This window comes from Streptomyces sp. NPDC058457 (assembly GCF_042720695.1).
In the GTDB taxonomy this organism is placed as follows: Bacteria; Actinomycetota; Actinomycetes; order Streptomycetales; family Streptomycetaceae; genus Streptomyces.
In genome coordinates, this window is the sequence record NZ_JBHXLU010000049.1 from 48,726 (window position 1) to 64,289 (window position 15,564).

General features: G+C 72.5%; 15 protein-coding genes. 10 read left to right on the plus strand and 5 right to left on the minus strand.

What is annotated here, in order from left to right; translation table 11 throughout:
* Positions 1 to 93 precede the first annotated feature (93 nt).
* The gene (locus ACFWPS_RS31730; RefSeq protein WP_383711165.1) at positions 94 to 1,194 is read left to right on the plus strand and encodes a DUF5937 family protein; all 1,101 of its coding nucleotides are present in this window, start codon (positions 94 to 96) and stop codon (positions 1,192 to 1,194) included.
* 165 nt (positions 1,195 to 1,359) lie between these two features.
* On the opposite strand, the gene ACFWPS_RS31735 is transcribed toward ACFWPS_RS31730, so the two are convergent.
* The gene (locus ACFWPS_RS31735; RefSeq protein WP_383711167.1) at positions 1,360 to 2,034 is read right to left on the minus strand and encodes a response regulator; all 675 of its coding nucleotides are present in this window, start codon (positions 2,032 to 2,034) and stop codon (positions 1,360 to 1,362) included.
* A gap of 132 nt (positions 2,035 to 2,166) precedes the next feature.
* Entirely contained in the window at positions 2,167 to 3,372 is a 1,206-nt protein-coding gene (locus ACFWPS_RS31740; protein WP_383711170.1) for a sensor histidine kinase, read from the minus strand.
* 118 nt (positions 3,373 to 3,490) lie between these two features.
* On the opposite strand from ACFWPS_RS31740, the gene ACFWPS_RS31745 reads away from it, so the two are divergent.
* On the plus strand, positions 3,491 to 4,513 hold the full coding sequence (locus ACFWPS_RS31745; protein ID WP_383711172.1) for an SAM-dependent methyltransferase: 1,023 nt from the start codon (positions 3,491 to 3,493) through the stop codon (positions 4,511 to 4,513).
* A 59-nt stretch (positions 4,514 to 4,572) separates the two neighbouring features.
* On the opposite strand, the gene ACFWPS_RS31750 is transcribed toward ACFWPS_RS31745, so the two are convergent.
* Positions 4,573 to 5,724 (minus strand): NADH-quinone oxidoreductase subunit D, encoded by a 1,152-nt coding sequence (locus tag ACFWPS_RS31750; protein WP_383711175.1) that lies wholly within the window; start codon positions 5,722 to 5,724, stop codon positions 4,573 to 4,575.
* Between the two features lie 31 nt (positions 5,725 to 5,755).
* On the opposite strand from ACFWPS_RS31750, the gene ACFWPS_RS31755 reads away from it, so the two are divergent.
* Together ACFWPS_RS31755 and ACFWPS_RS31760 are read left to right on the plus strand one after the other, a co-directional pair.
* Complete coding sequence (locus ACFWPS_RS31755; RefSeq protein WP_383711178.1) at positions 5,756 to 6,259, plus strand: PH domain-containing protein; 504 nt, start codon at positions 5,756 to 5,758, stop codon at positions 6,257 to 6,259.
* Complete coding sequence (locus tag ACFWPS_RS31760; RefSeq protein ID WP_383711181.1) at positions 6,256 to 7,584, plus strand: PH domain-containing protein; 1,329 nt, start codon at positions 6,256 to 6,258, stop codon at positions 7,582 to 7,584. Before ACFWPS_RS31755 ends, ACFWPS_RS31760 begins: the two co-directional genes overlap by 4 nt.
* Positions 7,585 to 7,791: 207 nt before the next feature.
* Here the strand turns inward: ACFWPS_RS31760 and ACFWPS_RS31765 are convergent, their stop codons facing one another.
* A complete protein-coding gene (locus tag ACFWPS_RS31765) occupies positions 7,792 to 8,949 on the minus strand; it encodes a hypothetical protein (RefSeq protein WP_383711183.1) in 1,158 nt (385 codons plus the stop codon).
* 130 nt (positions 8,950 to 9,079) lie between these two features.
* Positions 9,080 to 10,207, minus strand: coding sequence for an alpha/beta hydrolase (locus ACFWPS_RS31770; protein ID WP_383711184.1), 1,128 nt, complete (start codon positions 10,205 to 10,207; stop codon positions 9,080 to 9,082).
* A 224-nt stretch (positions 10,208 to 10,431) separates the two neighbouring features.
* On the opposite strand from ACFWPS_RS31770, the gene ACFWPS_RS31775 reads away from it, so the two are divergent.
* The 6 genes from ACFWPS_RS31775 (at position 10,432) to ACFWPS_RS31800 (ending at position 15,557) form a co-directional block, all read left to right on the plus strand.
* Positions 10,432 to 12,243: a phosphatidylglycerol lysyltransferase domain-containing protein gene (locus ACFWPS_RS31775; RefSeq protein ID WP_383711187.1), complete on the plus strand. Its 1,812-nt coding sequence runs from the start codon at positions 10,432 to 10,434 to the stop codon at positions 12,241 to 12,243.
* A gap of 100 nt (positions 12,244 to 12,343) precedes the next feature.
* Positions 12,344 to 13,291, plus strand: a complete 948-nt coding sequence (folP, locus tag ACFWPS_RS31780; RefSeq protein WP_383711190.1) for a dihydropteroate synthase — start codon at positions 12,344 to 12,346, stop codon at positions 13,289 to 13,291.
* Complete coding sequence (locus tag ACFWPS_RS31785) at positions 13,288 to 13,791, plus strand: nuclear transport factor 2 family protein (RefSeq protein WP_383711192.1); 504 nt, start codon at positions 13,288 to 13,290, stop codon at positions 13,789 to 13,791. The genes folP and ACFWPS_RS31785 overlap by 4 nt, the downstream gene beginning before the upstream one ends.
* 259 nt (positions 13,792 to 14,050) lie before the next feature.
* Positions 14,051 to 14,410, plus strand: a complete 360-nt coding sequence (folB, locus tag ACFWPS_RS31790) for a dihydroneopterin aldolase (RefSeq protein ID WP_217556024.1) — start codon at positions 14,051 to 14,053, stop codon at positions 14,408 to 14,410.
* Positions 14,407 to 15,018, plus strand: coding sequence for a 2-amino-4-hydroxy-6-hydroxymethyldihydropteridine diphosphokinase (gene folK, locus ACFWPS_RS31795; RefSeq protein WP_383711195.1), 612 nt, complete (start codon positions 14,407 to 14,409; stop codon positions 15,016 to 15,018). The genes folB and folK overlap by 4 nt, the downstream gene beginning before the upstream one ends.
* Before the next feature lie 50 nt (positions 15,019 to 15,068).
* Positions 15,069 to 15,557, plus strand: coding sequence for a DUF3180 domain-containing protein (locus tag ACFWPS_RS31800; protein ID WP_361285971.1), 489 nt, complete (start codon positions 15,069 to 15,071; stop codon positions 15,555 to 15,557).
* The last annotated feature ends 7 nt before the right edge of the window (positions 15,558 to 15,564 follow it).

The following is a 15,564-nucleotide window of genomic DNA, read 5'->3' on the forward strand; positions in this document are numbered from 1 at the left end:
ACCACCCCCTGCCCGCACCCGCCGCCGAACCTCACCTGGCACCCCGATAGGCGCCCGGCCCACCCATGCCGTGGCAACGTGCACGATGGGCATATGAGCGTACGTATCGACATAGCCGGGCTGCGGCCGGAGCGCGTCGCCGTCGTGCCCTCGCCACTGGCCGAGCTCGGCATGGCGCTGCACGCGCTGTCCGAGCCGGGGCACCACCCCGGCCTCCAAGGCTGGGCGACCGGCGTGACCGCCCGTATGGAGCCGCATCTGGCCGACCGGATGTGCGAGGCGGACTTCCTGTGGCGGTCGACGTTCTCGGACCTGTTCCTGCCGTACGCGGCCGTGCCGGGCGCCGTCCCGGGCGGCACGCTCGCCGAGGAGCTGGACCAGCTGGACCAGCTGTCGGACGAACAGTTCGTGGACGCGGCGCTGGAGTTCACGTGCGCGCTGTCGTACGGCATCGAGGCACCGGCTCTGCTGTCGGACCCCGCCGCGGGTCGGCGGGCGCTGGAGGTGGCCGCCTCGCGGGGTCCGCGGCAGGTCCGGTTCGCCCGGCGGCTGCTCGACGATCCGCCGAGCGTGCGTGCCTGGCTGCGCCGGTTCCTGACGGACTGCGCCGAGGCGTTCTTCGACGAGGCCTGGTCACGGCTGCGCCACCAACTGGCGGCGGACGCCCGGCACAAGACGGAGCTGCTGCGCCGCAAGGGGCTGGCCGAGGCACTGGCGGCGGTCTCCCCCGCCGTGACGCTCGACGGGACGGGCGCGCGGATCACCGTGGACAAGCTCACCGACGGCCACGCGCGCGTGGCGGCCGACGGCCTGCTGCTGGTGCCCACCAGCCTGGGCCGGCCGCATCTGATGGTGCTGCACCGCTACGGCTGGCAGCCGGTGCTGCACTACCCGGTCGGCTCGCCGGAGCTCTCCTCGCCCGCGTCCGTGGAGGAGCTGACGCTGCGGATGGCGGCGCTGTCCCACCCCGTCCGGATGCGGCTGTGCCGGCACCTGGCGCGCAGCGCGTACACCACCAGCGAGCTGGCGCAGGTGCACGGCCTGTCGGCGCCGGAGGTCTCCCGGCACCTGGGCGTGCTCAAGAAGGCCGGCCTGGTCACGACGCGCCGCCGCGGGCGTTACGTGCTGCACCAGCTGGACGTCACGGTCGTCGCGCGGCTCGGCAGCGACTTCCTGGAGGGGATACTCCGCTGAGCGCACGCGGGAAGGGGCGCGCCGGGTCGTCGGTCGTCCGCGGCGCCGTCGTGGCTGGTCGCTCCCCCGAGTTCTCGGCTTCGCTCGAACCCGGGGGACCCCCATCGCGGCGGAGCCGCATATCGACACAGCCCCGCGCCCCTTCGGAGCGCTGCCAGGCCCACGTCAGCCGAGTCCGCCGCCCGCCCGCACCAGCCCGGTCTCGTAGGCCAGCACGACCACCTGCACGCGGTCGCGGAGCCCGAGCTTGGTCAGGATGCGGCCCACGTGGGTCTTCACGGTCGCCTCGGACAGCACCAGCCGGCTCGCGATCTCGCCGTTCGACAGGCCCTGCGCGACCAGCACCATCACCTCGCGTTCCCGTTCGGTGAGCCGGTCCAGTTCCTGTTGCCGGGGCTCCTTGCCGGCGGAGGGCAGCATCGGCGCGAAGCGGTCGAGGAGGCGCCGGGTGGTGGAGGGCGCGACGACGGCGTCGCCGCTGTGCACGGACCGGATGGCGGCCAGCAGCTCACCCGGGGGCACGTCCTTGAGCATGAAGCCGGAGGCGCCCGCCTTCAGCCCCGAGAAGGCGTACTCGTCGAGGTCGAAGGTGGTCAGGATGAGCACCTTGGGCGCGTCGGGCTCCGCGCAGATGCGGCGGGTGGCCTCCACTCCGTCCAGCTTGGGCATGCGCACGTCCATCAGGACGACGTCCACGGCGGTGGCCTTCAGCACCTGGATGGCCTCGACGCCGTCGCCCGCCTCCGCGACGACCTCCATGTCCGGCTGGGCCGCGAGCACCATCCGGAACCCGGTGCGCAGCAGCACCTGGTCGTCGACGAGCATCACGCGGATCGTCATCGGGTCCTCTTCCGTTTCCGTTCGTCCGTCTTTTCCGGATGTTCCAGGTTTTCTGGATTTCCGGAATTTCCGGGTCTTCTGGGGTCTTTCCGGGGGGGCGTGACAGGTGTCAACCGGGGGCGCGCGTCCGTGTCAGTGCGCCGGTTTGAGCGGCAGCAGGGCACTGATGCGGAATCCTCCGCCAGGGCGGGGGCCCGCGTCGAGGGTGCCGCCCACCATGCCGACCCGTTCACGCATGCCGATCAGGCCGTGGCCCTGGCCGTCGGCGCCGCCGTCCTCGTACATCTCGTGCGGGGCGCCCTTGCCGTCGTCCTCGACCAGCAGGCCGAGTCCGTCGTCGAAGTAGACCAGCCGCACGCTGGCGCCCGTGTTGGGGCCGCCGTGCTTGCGGGTGTTGGTCAGCGCCTCCTGCACGATCCGGTACGCCGTGAGCTCGACGCCGCTGGGCAGCGGGCGCGGGGTGCCCTCGACCTTGAAGTCGACGGGCAGGCCGGAGCTTCGGCACTGCTCGACGAGGTCGTCGATCTGCTCGACGTCGGGCTGCGGGACGTACTCGCCGACCTCCTTGTGCTCACCGGTGCGCAGCACGCCCAGCAGGCGGCGCATCTCGGCGAGGGCCTGGCGGCCGGTGGAGGAGATCGTCTCCAGTGCCTTCTTCGCCTGGTCGGGGGCGGCGTCGAGGACATAGGCGGCGCCGTCGGCCTGGACCACCATCACGGACACGTTGTGCGCGACCACGTCGTGCAGCTCGCGTGCGATCCGGGCGCGCTCGGCGGCGACCGCGACCTTGGCCTGCGCCTCGCGCTCCTTCTCCAGCCGGGCGGCACGCTCCTCCAGCTGCGCGAAGTAGGCGCGGCGGGTGCGCATGGAGTCGCCGAGCACCCAGGCGAGCACGAACGGCACCGTCTGGAACAGCACGATCGCGACCTGCCCCGGGAAACTCGCCTCCTGCTGCGGCCACCTGATCTGCGCCAGGGGCGCCGCGCACAGCCCGGCGTAGAGGCCGAACCGGGACGCCCAGCGCGTGCCGACGGCGGCGTTCGCGCAGACGATCACCAGCATGGCGAAGTTGGCGACGGTCGTCTCCACGTCCAGCACCAGCTGGGCCAGGCCGGTGGCCGCGGCCAGCAGCAGCATCGGCTCCGGGAATCGGCGGCGCAGCGCGACGACGACGCTCATCACGACGGACACGGCGAGCATGGCGGCCCTGGGTCCGTGGTGCCCCTGGTCGCCGCCGAGCTTCCAGATGCTCGCGCCGGAGATCCCGAGCAGGACGACGGCCCAGAAGCTGTCGACCCATGTCGGGTGCCTGCGGAGGAAGTCATAGAGGCGCTGCACGTAACCCAGAGTAGGGAAGCGTGATAGGTGCAGGGGTCAACCGGAGGGCCGATCCCTGTTCCGCACGCGTACTCCGCAAGGTGGAGAAGGTGATCACCTGTGCGCCTAGTCTGGCCCGGTGACGGATGAGGCGACGCGAGAGACGGCCGAGGACGCCCGTGGCTGGCGGGCGGCCACCGAGGCGGCCCTGTACGGCCCCGGCGGCTTCTACCGCCGCCCGGAGGGCCCGGCCGGGCACTTCCGTACGTCGGTGCACGCCTCGCCGCTGTTCGCAGAGGCCGTGGCCGAGCTGCTGTGCCGGGTCGACGAGGCCCTGGGCCGTCCCGGGACGCTGGACTTCGTCGACATGGGCGCCGGCCGGGGCGAGCTGGTCACCGGCGTGCTCACGGCCCTGCCCGCCGACGTGGCTCCACGCGTGCGTGCGTACGCCGTCGATCTCGCCGACCGCCCGCCGGGCCTGCCCGACCGGATCACCTGGCTGACCGAACTCCCGCGCACGGTCAGCGGCCTGGTCTTCGCCAACGAATGGCTGGACAACGTGCCGGTGGAGGTCGCCGAGGTGGACGCGGCCGGGGTGTCCCGGCTGGTGCTGGTCCGGCGCGACGGCACTGAAGTGCTGGGGCGGACGGTGTCGGGTGCGGAGGCGGAGTGGCTCGCCCGGTGGTGGCCGCTGGGTGCCGAGCCGGGGCTGCGCGCGGAGATCGGGCTGCCCCGTGACCAGGCGTGGGCGACCGCCGTCACCAGCCTCCAGAGAGGGCTCGCGGTGGCCGTGGACTACGCGCACACCGTGGCCGCGCGCCCCCCGTTCGGGACGCTCACCGGCTTCCGGGAGGGGCGCGGGACGGCGCCCGTGCCGGACGGGTCGTGCGACATCACGGCGCACGTCGCACTGGACGCCTGCGCGGCGCTCGACCCGGCGCTGAGGCTTCCCGAGGCGCTCCTCTGCACGCAACGCGACGCCCTGCGCGCCCTGGGCCTGATCGGCGCACGCCCCCCGCTCACGCTCGCCTCCACGCACCCCACCGCCTATGTGCGAGCCCTGTCGATCGCCGGCGAGTCCGCCGAACTCATCGCCCCCGGCGGCCTCGGCGACTTCGGCTGGCTGCTCCAGCCGGTGGGCATCGAGAACCCGCTGCTCTAGCCCCGCTGCTCCAGCCCCGCCGGGCGGACCCGCTGGGCGCGGCCGGCCGGTCCTCGGTCCTACTTGTCGATGTCCCCCACCACGAAGAACATCGACCCGAGGATCGCGACCATGTCCGCCACCAGCGTCCCCGGCAGCAGTTCGGTCAGGGCCTGGATGTTGTTGTAGGACGCCGAGCGCAGCTTCAGCCGGTACGGGGTCTTCTCGCCCTTGCTGACGAGGTAGTAGCCGTTGATGCCGAGGGGGTTCTCGGTCCAGGCGTAGGTGTGGCCCTCGGGCGCCTTGAGGACCTTGGGGAGCCGCTGGTTGATCGGTCCCGGCGGCAGGTCGGCGAGCCGGTCCAGGCAGGCGTCGGCCAGGTCCAGGGCGATGTGTGTCTGCTCCAGGAGGCACTCGAAGCGGGCCAGGCAGTCGCCCTCGGTCCGGGTGACCACCCTGAGGGTGTCCTGGAGCTCGGAGTAGGCCAGGTAGGGCTCGTCGCGGCGCAGGTCGAAGTCGACTCCCGAGGCGCGTGCGATGGGCCCGCTCACGCCGTACGCGTGCACGGCCTCCGGCGCGAGGGCGCCCACGCCCCGGGTGCGGCCGCGGAAGATCTCGTTGCCGAGGACCAGGTCGTCGAAGACGTCCATGCGGGAGCGCACGGCGGACACGGCTCCACGCGCGCGCGCGGTCCAGCCGGCCGGCAGGTCCTCCTTGAGGCCGCCGACGCGGTTGAACATGTAGTGCATGCGTCCGCCGGAGACCTCCTCCATGACGTTCTGCAGCACCTCGCGCTCGCGGAACGCGTAGAAGACCGGGGTGATCCCGCCCAGCTCCAGCGGGTAGGAGCCGAGGAACATCAGGTGGTTGAGGACCCGGTTCAGCTCGGCGAGCAGGGTGCGCGTCCACACCGCGCGGACGGGTACCTCCATGCCCAGCATGCGCTCGACGGCGAGGACCACGCCCAGCTCGTTCGAGAAGGCCGACAGCCAGTCGTGGCGGTTGGCGAGCATGATGATCTGCCGGTAGTCGCGCGCTTCGAAGAGCTTCTCCGCGCCGCGGTGCATATAGCCGATCACCGGCTCCGCGGAGACGATCCGCTCACCGTCCAGCACGAGCTTCAACCGCAGCACGCCGTGCGTGGAGGGGTGCTGGGGGCCGATGTTGAGCACCATGTCGGTGCTCTCCGCGGCGCCGCCGATCCCGACCGTGGTCTCCGTCGTAGGCGTCATGGACCCAGTCTCCCCTACGTACGCTGGCCCTATGGAGACGGGGAGCGCGGCCGGCGCCGAGACGACGGGGACCGAGCCGGAGTGGACGGGGCTGCCGCCGGGGCTGTTGCGGATGCGCCGGCTGCTGCTGGTGGTGTGGCTGGGGCTGCTCGCCCTGGCCTTGGGACTGTTGCTGGGCCTGCTCGCGGGCCCGGTCTGGGCGGCCTTCGCGCTGCTGCCGCTGGCCTTGCTGGCCTGGGGCTGGGTGCTGCTGGGCCGCAACTGGCGCTCCTGGCGGTACGCCGAGCGCGCCGACGACCTGCTGATCAGCCGCGGGGTGCTGTGGCGTGAGGAGACCGTGGTGCCGTACGGGCGGATGCAGCTGGTGGAGGTGACCTCGGGGCCCGTCGAGCGGTATTTCAGGCTCGCCAGCGTGCAGCTGCACACCGCGGCCGCGGCCACCGACGCGACGATCCCCGGGCTCGACCCGGCCGAGGCGGAACGGCTGCGCGACCGCCTCACCGAGCTCGGCGAGGCCCGATCGGCGGGGCTGTGACCGCGCCGGGCGTCGAGGGCGCCATACGCGCGGGCAAGGCCGTGGGTGAGCGGCGGCTGCACCCGGTGACGCCGTTCCGGCGGGCGTGGGCGCCGGTCGCGGTGCTCACCGGCTGGGCGGTGCACGACCCGAACCAGGCGCAGGAGCAGCTGACGAAGCTGACCACGACCATGGTCCTGGCCGGGCTCGCCGTCCTGGTCACGGCGGGGGCCCTCTACGGCTTCCTGACCTGGTGGTTCACCTACTTCGCGGTGACCGACAGCGAGCTTCGGATACGTACCGGCCTGTTGTTCCGGCGCACCGCGCACATCCGGCTGGAGCGGATCCAGGCCGTCGACGTCACCCAGCCGCTCCTCGCGCGCGTGGCGGGCGTCGCCAAGCTGCGCATAGACGTCGTCGGCACCGACAAGAAGGACGAACTGGCCTTCCTGGGCCAGGGCGAGGCGCGTCGGCTCCGCGCGGAGCTGCTCGCGCGCGCCGCCGGGTTCGCGCCCGAGACGGCGCGCGAGGTCGGCGAGGCACCGGCGCACGAGCTGATGCGCGTGCCCCCGGGCAAGCTCGCGATCTCGATCCTGCTGACGGGCGCCACCTGGGGCTCGCTGGCCGCCGCCCTCGTCGCCCCGCCGTTCCTCTGGCTGACCACCCACAGCGTGTGGACGGTCCTCGCCACCGCCGTGCCGCTGCTCGGAGCGGCGGCCACGACCAGCGTGGGGCGGTTCGTCGGGGAGTACGACTGGACGGTCGGGGAGTCCCCGGACGGGCTGCGCATCGACCACGGGCTGCTCGACCGCACGCACGAGACGGTGCCGCCGGGCCGGGTGCAGACCGTGCGGATCGTGGAGCCGCTGATGTGGCGGCCGCTGCGCTGGGTGCGGGTGGAGCTGGACGTGGCCGGGTCGGCGAACTCCGTGCTGGTGCCGGTCGCCCCGCGCGCGGTCGCCGAGTCGGTCGTCGCGCAGGTGCTGTCCGGCGTGACCGTCCCCGGTGAGCTGCTGCGGCCGCCGGGGCGGGCCCGGTGGTGCGTGCCGCTGTGGTGGCGCGGGTACGGGCTCGCGGTCACGGACTCGGTGTTCGCGGCGCGGCACGGGCTGCTGCGCCGGCGCCTCGCGCTCGTCCCGCACGCCAAGGTCCAGAGCGTACGGCTGTCGCAGGGGCCCTGGGGGCGGCTGTGGCGGCTCGCGGACGTTCATGTGGACACGGGAGCCGACAAGACCGTGACGGCCCGTCTGCGGGGCGCCGGGGAGGCCGCGTCGCTGCTGCGGGAGCAGGCCGAGCGGTCACGGACGGGGCGCCGGACCGCGCGACCGGACCGCTGGATGGCGTGACGGCTGGCCCGGTCGGTGGTCGGGTGCGGGTGGGTGGGGGCTGGTCGCGCAGTTCCCCGCGCCCCTGAAGGGGCGCTCACCGCAGCGCCCTGTTTTTAGGGGCGCGAGGCCGTATTTGATATGCGGCTGCCGCCGCGTGGGCGCGACCAGCCACTACGGCGCTGCACCCGACCACCGACCGTCCCCCGGCTCAGGATCGCCGCGTGTTCAGGACGCGGCGCTGCGCAGGCCGCCGAGGTTGATCTGCTCCGTCTCGTCGTGCGCGGTCAGGTCGATGACCTGGCCGACGCCCCGCGCCTGCGGGTCGGCGGGCTTGAACTCGGCCTCGGACTCGGCCTTGTGGAGCGCGAGCGCCTCCTGGCCGACCACGTCCGCGAGGTCCTCGTTGTGCATGGCGTCCAGACCGCCCGCGGGCGAGCCCTTCTGGGTGCCGAAGAAGTCGAATCCGCCGGTGACCAGCGGGCGCGGGATCGGCGCGGCCGGCAGGACCGCCACCGCGGTCGGCACCGTGAAGTGCCCCGAGGGCTTCACGGAGTTGGCGGACGGTGCCGTCGTGGGGCGGGCGTCCTGCTCGGCCGGGTCCGGGGTGGTGTCCTCCGGCCCGTCCGTGGTGGCGGCGGCCGCGTGCGCGTGCCCGTCGGCCGCCTCGGGCTGCCCCTGCGCCTCGTCCTCCGGTGCGCTCTCGCCCTTCGCGGCCTCGGGCTCGGCGGCCGTCTCCGCCGTGCCCCCGGTTCCCGCGTCGGCCTCGGCCGCCGGGGCGTCCTTCTCGTCGAACCGGGCCAATGCCACCTTGGCCCGCAGGAACAGCTTGGAACCCTCCGGTGAGAAGATCGCGGGGGTCGTCTCCTCGACCGTCAGCTCCCCGGCCTTCTCGTCGACGGCCGCCGCCGGCTCCTCCGCCTCGTCCGCGCCCTGAGCAGCGGGGAGCTCGTTCGACGGCGCGGTGGCCTCGATCTCCAGGAGGCGGCGGCCCTCCAGGGCGCTCGCGCGCTCGGTCTCGGCCGTGGCGTAGCGGCGCAGCAGGGACGCGTGCTCGTTGCGCAGTCCCGCCAGCTCCGCCCGCTTCGCGCGCAGCCGCTGCTCCAGCTTGGCGCGCAGCTCCCGCGACTCCTCCAGGTCGGTCTCCAGCTCGGCGATCCGCTCCTCGTGGCGCCACTCGTCGCTCGCACGCGCGCGTGACAGGTCGGCCACCTGCTTGCCCGCGTCGGTGTCCCACCGCCGCATGACGGCGGCGCCGACGGCCGCGGTGGCCGCGGCTATCGCGGCCAGGGTGCGCAGCACCGTCGGTTGGGAGAACAACCAGGGGCCCAGAGCGCAGACGAGGGAGACACCGGCGATCGCCGAGGGAGGCAACAGCCTGTGCAAGGGCGGTGAATGACGGTGGCGTCCACGTGGCATGGCCAGAAACTTACCGCGCGTAGGCGAATCGTGGTGCCCCGGGCCGTAAAAACACAGCGACAACGAAGTCTTCTCACGGTATCGGCAGGGCCGGGACTCAGCGGCCGCCCAATCGGCCGCTGATCCACTCAAGCGTCGCGGGGATCTCGCGGCGCCAGGTATTGAAGTTGTGGCCGCCGCTGTCGAGGATGATCGACGAGATCCGGGTCAGCTTCGTGGCCTCCACGGACGCGATGAATTTCAGCGTGGCCTTGTAGTTGGTTTCTCCGACTTTGCTGCTCGTGACCAGCAGGGAGGTGTCCGGGGCGGGCTCGTGCCGCAGGAACCACCAGAGGTCCGCGCGGTTCCGGAGATTCCGGTCGCCCTGGAAGAGATCACCGGTCGTGGCGTCTATGGGCGCCTTGTACGACGGGGAGAGCCCGGCACCGGCCGCGTACACGTCGGGGTGGTGCATCGCGAGCTTGAGCGCGCAGTACCCGCCCGTCGAGTCGCCGACGATCCCCCAGCCGCCCGGCTTCCCGGCGGCCCGGTAGTGCGCGCGTACGGCGTCGGGCAGGTCCCGGGCGAAGAAGGTCTCGGTCTGCGGGCCGCGCGGCACGTCCACGCACTCGGTGTCCCGGGGCGGTGCGACGGTGGGCCGCAGCATCACCAGGATCGTCGGCCGCATCCGCCCGGCCCGGACCAGGTGCTGCTCCGTGCGCGGGTAGTGCAGCTTGTCGACCAGCGCCCGCGCGGTGCCGGGATAGCCGCTGAGGACGACCACCACCGGGAACGTGCGGGTGCGGTACTGCGGTTGGAAGTACTCCGGCGGCAGGTACACGTACGCCGGCGTGGCGATGTGGGTCGTACGGCCGACGATGTCGACCTGCTGGATCTGACCGGCAGTCCGGGGCAGCGAGCCGCCCATGCCGTGCACCTCGGACGTGGACACCACCTGGACCGGGCTGCCGGGCGGACCGCCCGCCGTGTGGTCGACCACGACGCCCTGGTCGGTTTCCGTGCCCAACAGGTCGGCCCAGCTCGCATAGAAACCGAAAGCCTGGTTGACAGCTATCCCCAGGCACGCGAAGAGCACCAACTGGGTCGCCAGCAAAAGGCCGACGCGGCCACTGACGGCCCGCCAGTCCCGCCGGGCCAGCCGGGGCCACATCCACACCGTGCCGACGAACAGCAGTACGGCGAACAAGATCGCCAATGCCAGCGTTTTATCGCTCGTGAGACCCATGAGGTGCTTCCTGCCTGCGCTTTCCCCCGTGGCCACCGCCGCTTTCAGCGAGGCTTGCCCCGGGCTTTCCCTGGCCTTTGAACCGGCTTTCCGATGGGGAGTGAACCTCTCCCCCCGAGACACCGTCCTAGAGGGCGCAATGTCGCCGGATGCCCGAATCGGGCCCGGATTCAAGGTCTCTCGCAGAACTACGGGATGCGATGTCTGTCAGGATAGATGGGGAAATGTCGGGCGAGGTTCCGAGCCGATCAGGCCGGGCGCGGCGCATAGTCCGTGGCCCGCGCCCTGAGGCCGTCCCCGCTCTGGTCGGCAGGGCGTGCGCGGTCGTGGGCGTCCTGGACATCGCCGCGGGCGTGTTCCCGCGCTTCCGTCACAGCCGTATGCACGCCATGGCCGAGGTACTGCCCGGCTCGCTCGGCCCGTTCGCCGCCGCGCTCTCGCTCAGCGCCGGCGTGCTGTTGCTGCTGCTCGCACACGGGCTCAAGCGGCGCAAGCGCCGGGCGTGGCGGGCCGCGGTCGTGCTGCTGCCCGCCGGCGCGGTGTCGCAGTTCGTGTACCGGCACTCGGTCATCGGCGTGCTGATCTCACTGGCCCTGTTCGTGCCGCTCGTGCTGCACCGCAACGAGTTCAAGGCGCTGCCCGACCCGCGCAGCCGGTGGCGCGCGCTCGCCAACTTCGTCCTCATGAGCGCCGGTTCCCTCGCGCTCGGCCTTGTCATCGTCAGCGCCCACCCGAAGCGCACGATCGGCGACCCGAGCCTGGCCGACCGCATCACACACGTCCTCTACGGCCTGTTCGGCTTCGAGGGCCCCGTCGACTACGAGGGCTCCACCTCCTGGACGGTCGCCTTCTCGCTCGGCGCCCTCGGCCTGATCACCGCGGTCACCACCATCTACCTGGCCTTCCGCCCCGAACACCCCGCCGCACACCTCACCGAGGAGGACGAGATCCAGCTGCGCGCGCTCCTCGAGAAGCACGGCGCCCGCGACTCCCTCGGCCACTTCGCGCTCCGCCGCGACAAGGCCGTCGTCTTCTCCCCCAGCGGCAAGGCCGCGGTCACCTACCGCGTCGTCTCCGGCGTCATGCTCGCCAGCGGCGACCCGATCGGCGACGTCGAGGCCTGGCCCGGCGCCATCGAACGCTTCATGGACGAGGCCAAGGCCCACTCCTGGACCCCCGCCGTCATGGGCTGCTCGGAGACGGGCGGCGAGGTGTGGACCCGCGAGACCGGCCTGGACGCGCTCGAACTGGGCGACGAGGCGGTGGTGGACGTGGCGGATTTCTCGCTCGCCGGACGCGCGATGCGCAACGTGCGCCAGATGGTCAAGCGCATCGAGCGGGCCGGCTACGAAACCCGGGTACGGCGCATCCGTGACGTCGGCGAGGCCGAACTGGACCGCATCCGCCGGGCCGCCGAGGACTGGCGCGGCACCGACACCGAACGCGGCTTCTCCATGGCCCTCGGCCGCATCGGCGACCCGGCCGACGGCGACTGCCTGATCGCCACCGCCCACAAGGCCGACGAACAGCCCGGCCAGTACGGCGACCTCAAGGCGATCCTGCACTTCGTGCCCTGGGGCACCGACGGTGTCTCGCTCGACCTGATGCGCCGCGACCGCTCCGCCGACCCCGGGATGAACGAACTGCTCATCGTGGCCGCCCTCCAGGCGGCCCCGAAGCTCGGCATCACCCGGATCTCGCTCAACTTCGCGATGTTCCGCTCGGCGCTCGCCCGCGGCGAGAAGATCGGCGCAGGACCGGTGCTGCGCGCCTGGCGCGGCCTGCTGGTGTTCCTCTCCCGCTGGTTCCAGATCGAGTCCCTGTACAAGTTCAACGCGAAGTTCCAGCCCCGCTGGGAGCCGCGCTTCGTGGTCTACCGGGCCTCCGGCGACCTCCCGCGCATCGGCCTCGCCGCCATGCAGGCCGAGGGGTTCGTCAGCCTCGCCCTGCCGCTCCCGCGCTTCCTGCGCCGCCAGTCCCCCGTCCCCCGCCCGTGCGCCCACAGCCTCGCCGAACAGGGTGTACGAGCGGCCTGACCCCATGACCGGCCCGAGCGGACGCCCCTCCCCCTCCGGCCCGGGGGCGCCGCTCGGGCCACGGGGGCTGGCCGCGGGGCCCTGGGCCTACGCTGAACGTATGAGCAACCACAGCGGACGTGGCCAGGTGACAGGGCTTCCGGCATGGGACCGGTGCGCGGTCATGGGGGTCGTGAACGTCACCCCCGACTCCTTCTCCGACGGCGGCCGCTGGTTCGACACGACGGCCGCCGTCAAGCACGGCCTCGTCCTCGTCGCCGAGGGCGCCGACCTCGTCGACGTCGGCGGCGAGTCCACCCGCCCGGGCGCCACCCGCGTCGACGAGGACGAGGAACTGCGCCGGGTCATCCCGGTCGTCCGCGGCCTCGCCGCCGAAGGCGTCGTCGTCTCCGTCGACACCGTGCGCGCCTCGGTCGCCGCCCAGGCCCTCGCCGCCGGCGCCGCCCTCGTCAACGACGTCAGCGGCGGCCTCGCCGACCCCGACATGATCCCCGTCGTCGCCGACTCAGGCGCCCCCTTCGTCGTCATGCACTGGCGCGGCTTCATGGAGGGCGGCAGCAACGTCAAGGGCGTGTACGACGACGTGGTCGGCGAAGTGCTCGACGAACTGCACGCACGCGTGGACGCCGTCCTCGCCGGCGGCGTCGCCCCCGACCGGATCGTCGTCGACCCCGGCCTCGGCTTCTCCAAGGACTCCGAGCACGACCTGACCCTGCTCGCGCACCTCGACCGGCTGCACGCCCTGGGCCATCCGCTGCTCGTCGCCGCCTCCCGCAAGCGGTTCCTCGGCCGGGTCCTGGCCGGGCCCGAGGGGGCGCCCCCGCCGGCCCGGGAGCGCGACGCGGCGACGGCCGCCGTCTCGGCGCTCGCCGCGCACGCCGGCGCATGGGCGGTGCGCGTGCACGAAGTGCGCGCCACGGCGGACGCGGTACGGGTCGCGCGCGCCATGGAGGAGGCGCGCACCGGAACGGACGCGCCGGGCACACTGGCCACGCATGGCACGCATGGCACGCAAGACCTTCCCCACCGCGCAGAAGGAGCCCGGTGAGCGCCCCCCACACCGACGTCGAGCAGGTCGAGGCGGCCAACACCGCCTTCTACGAGGCACTGGAGAACGGCGACTTCGAGGCGGTCTCCTCCCTCTGGCTCACGCCCGCCGACCTGGGCGTCGACGAGGAGTACCACGACCCGGCCGACAGCGGGGTGATCTCCTGCGTGCACCCGGGCTGGCCGGTGCTGACCGGCCGCGGCGAGGTTCTGCGGTCGTACGCGCTGATCATGGCGAACACCGACTACATCCAGTTCTTCCTCACCGACGTACACGTCTCCGTCACCGGCGACACCGCCCTGGTGACCTGCACGGAGAACATCCTCAGCGGCGGTCCCGCTCCCGAGGGCAGCCAGGAGCTCGGCCCGCTGGTCGGACAGCTCGTCGTCGCCACGAACGTGTTCCGGCGCACCCGGGACGGCTGGAAGCTCTGGTCCCACCACGCCTCCCCGGTGCTGTCCGAGGCCGACGAGGACGAGGACGAGGACACGCCCTCCTGAGCACGGCACACCCTTCCGGGCCCCTCACGGACCAAGAAGTGGCTGGAATCACGAACTCGCGAGTAGGCAACGCCACCGGCCCATGAGCCGCCGGGTTCTCCGGGGGAAACACGGGATGAACCCTGTCGTACCCCGGCGGTCCCGCAGGCCCCGTACCCCGGCTCTGTCAGTGCCCGCAGGTAGATTCATGTGTGGCCGGTCCGTCGCCCGCACGCGATGCAGCCCGGCCGCCACACCGACGATTGCAGGAGTGATTCGCGTGGATCGTGTCGCGCTGCGCGGCCTCAGGGCCCGCGGGCACCACGGTGTCTTCCCCAAGGAGCGCGAGGAGGGCCAGACCTTCATCGTGGACCTCGTCCTTGGCCTGGACACCCGGCCGGCGGCGGCCGACGACGACCTGGCGAAGACCGTGCACTACGGCGTCGTGGCCGAGGAGGTCGTCGCCGTGGTCGAGGGGGAGCCGGTGAACCTGATCGAGACGCTCGCCGAGCGGATCGCCCAGGTCTGCCTCAAGCACGAGGGGGTAAGAGAGGTCGAGGTCCAGGTCCACAAGCCGGACGCGCCCATCACCGTCCCGTTCGACGACGTCACCGTCACCATCACCCGGAGCCGAGTATGACCGCATCCTCCCTGCGGGGTCCCAGCGACCCGACCGTACAGCCGGTGCCCGCCTCCGTCGTGGCGCAGGTCGACGCCGCCGACACCACCCTGTCCAACCCCAGACGCGCCGTGGTCGCCCTCGGCTCCAACCTCGGCAACCGCCTGGAGACCCTCCAGGGCGCCATCGACGCGCTGGAGGACACCCCGGGAGTCCGCATCAAGGCCGTGTCGCCGGTGTACGAGACGGAGCCGTGGGGCGTCGAGCCCGGCAGCCAGCCGACGTACTACAACGCGGTCGTGGTGCTGAAGACCACCCTCCCGCCGTCCTCCCTGCTGGAGCGGGCGCACGCGGTCGAGGAGGCGTTCAACCGGGTGCGGGACGAGCGCTGGGGGCCGCGCACCCTCGACGTCGACATCGTCGCGTACGCCGACGTCGTCTCCGACGACCCGCAGCTCACCCTCCCGCACCCGCGCGCCCACGAGCGCGCCTTCGTGCTCGCGCCCTGGTTCGACGTCGACCCCGAGGCACGGGTGCCAGGCCGCGGCACGGTCGCGGAGCTGCTGGCCGCCGTCACCCGGCACGGCGTGGAAGCACGCGGGGACCTGGAACTCCGACTGCCCGAGTAGTCGTTAAGGTCGAGACGACCACATCGCTGCGGGGGAGCTGAAGGAAAACAGTGAAAGAGCTGCGGATCAGGGTGCTGGCCGGCGTCTTCGTCGTGGCCGGAGTGCTGTCCTGGGCGGGCGCCCGCCTGTGGAACGCGGTGGGGACCCTGCCCAGCGTGCCGGTGGCCGCCCCGATCGTCCTCGCACTGATCGCCGTGGTCCTGCTCTCCACGGCGCTCTCGCTGCGCGCCCGCCTCAAGGCCCAGCGCGAGCGCCGCCCCGGCGCCAAGGGCGTCGACCCCCTGATGGCGGCCCGCGCAGTGGTCTTCGGCCAGGCGAGCGCCCTGGTCGCGGCCCTGGTCGCCGGCATGTACGGCGGCACCGGCGTCTTCCTGCTGGAGCTCCTCGACCTCCCCACCCGTCGCGACCAGGCCCTCTACGCGGCCTTCTCGGTCGTCGCAGGCATCGCCGTGATAGCGGCGGCCCTCTTCCTGGAACGGGTGTGCAAGCTCCCGGAGGACGACGACAACAACCACAGCGGGGCCGAGCCGGTGGCGTGAATTCGCC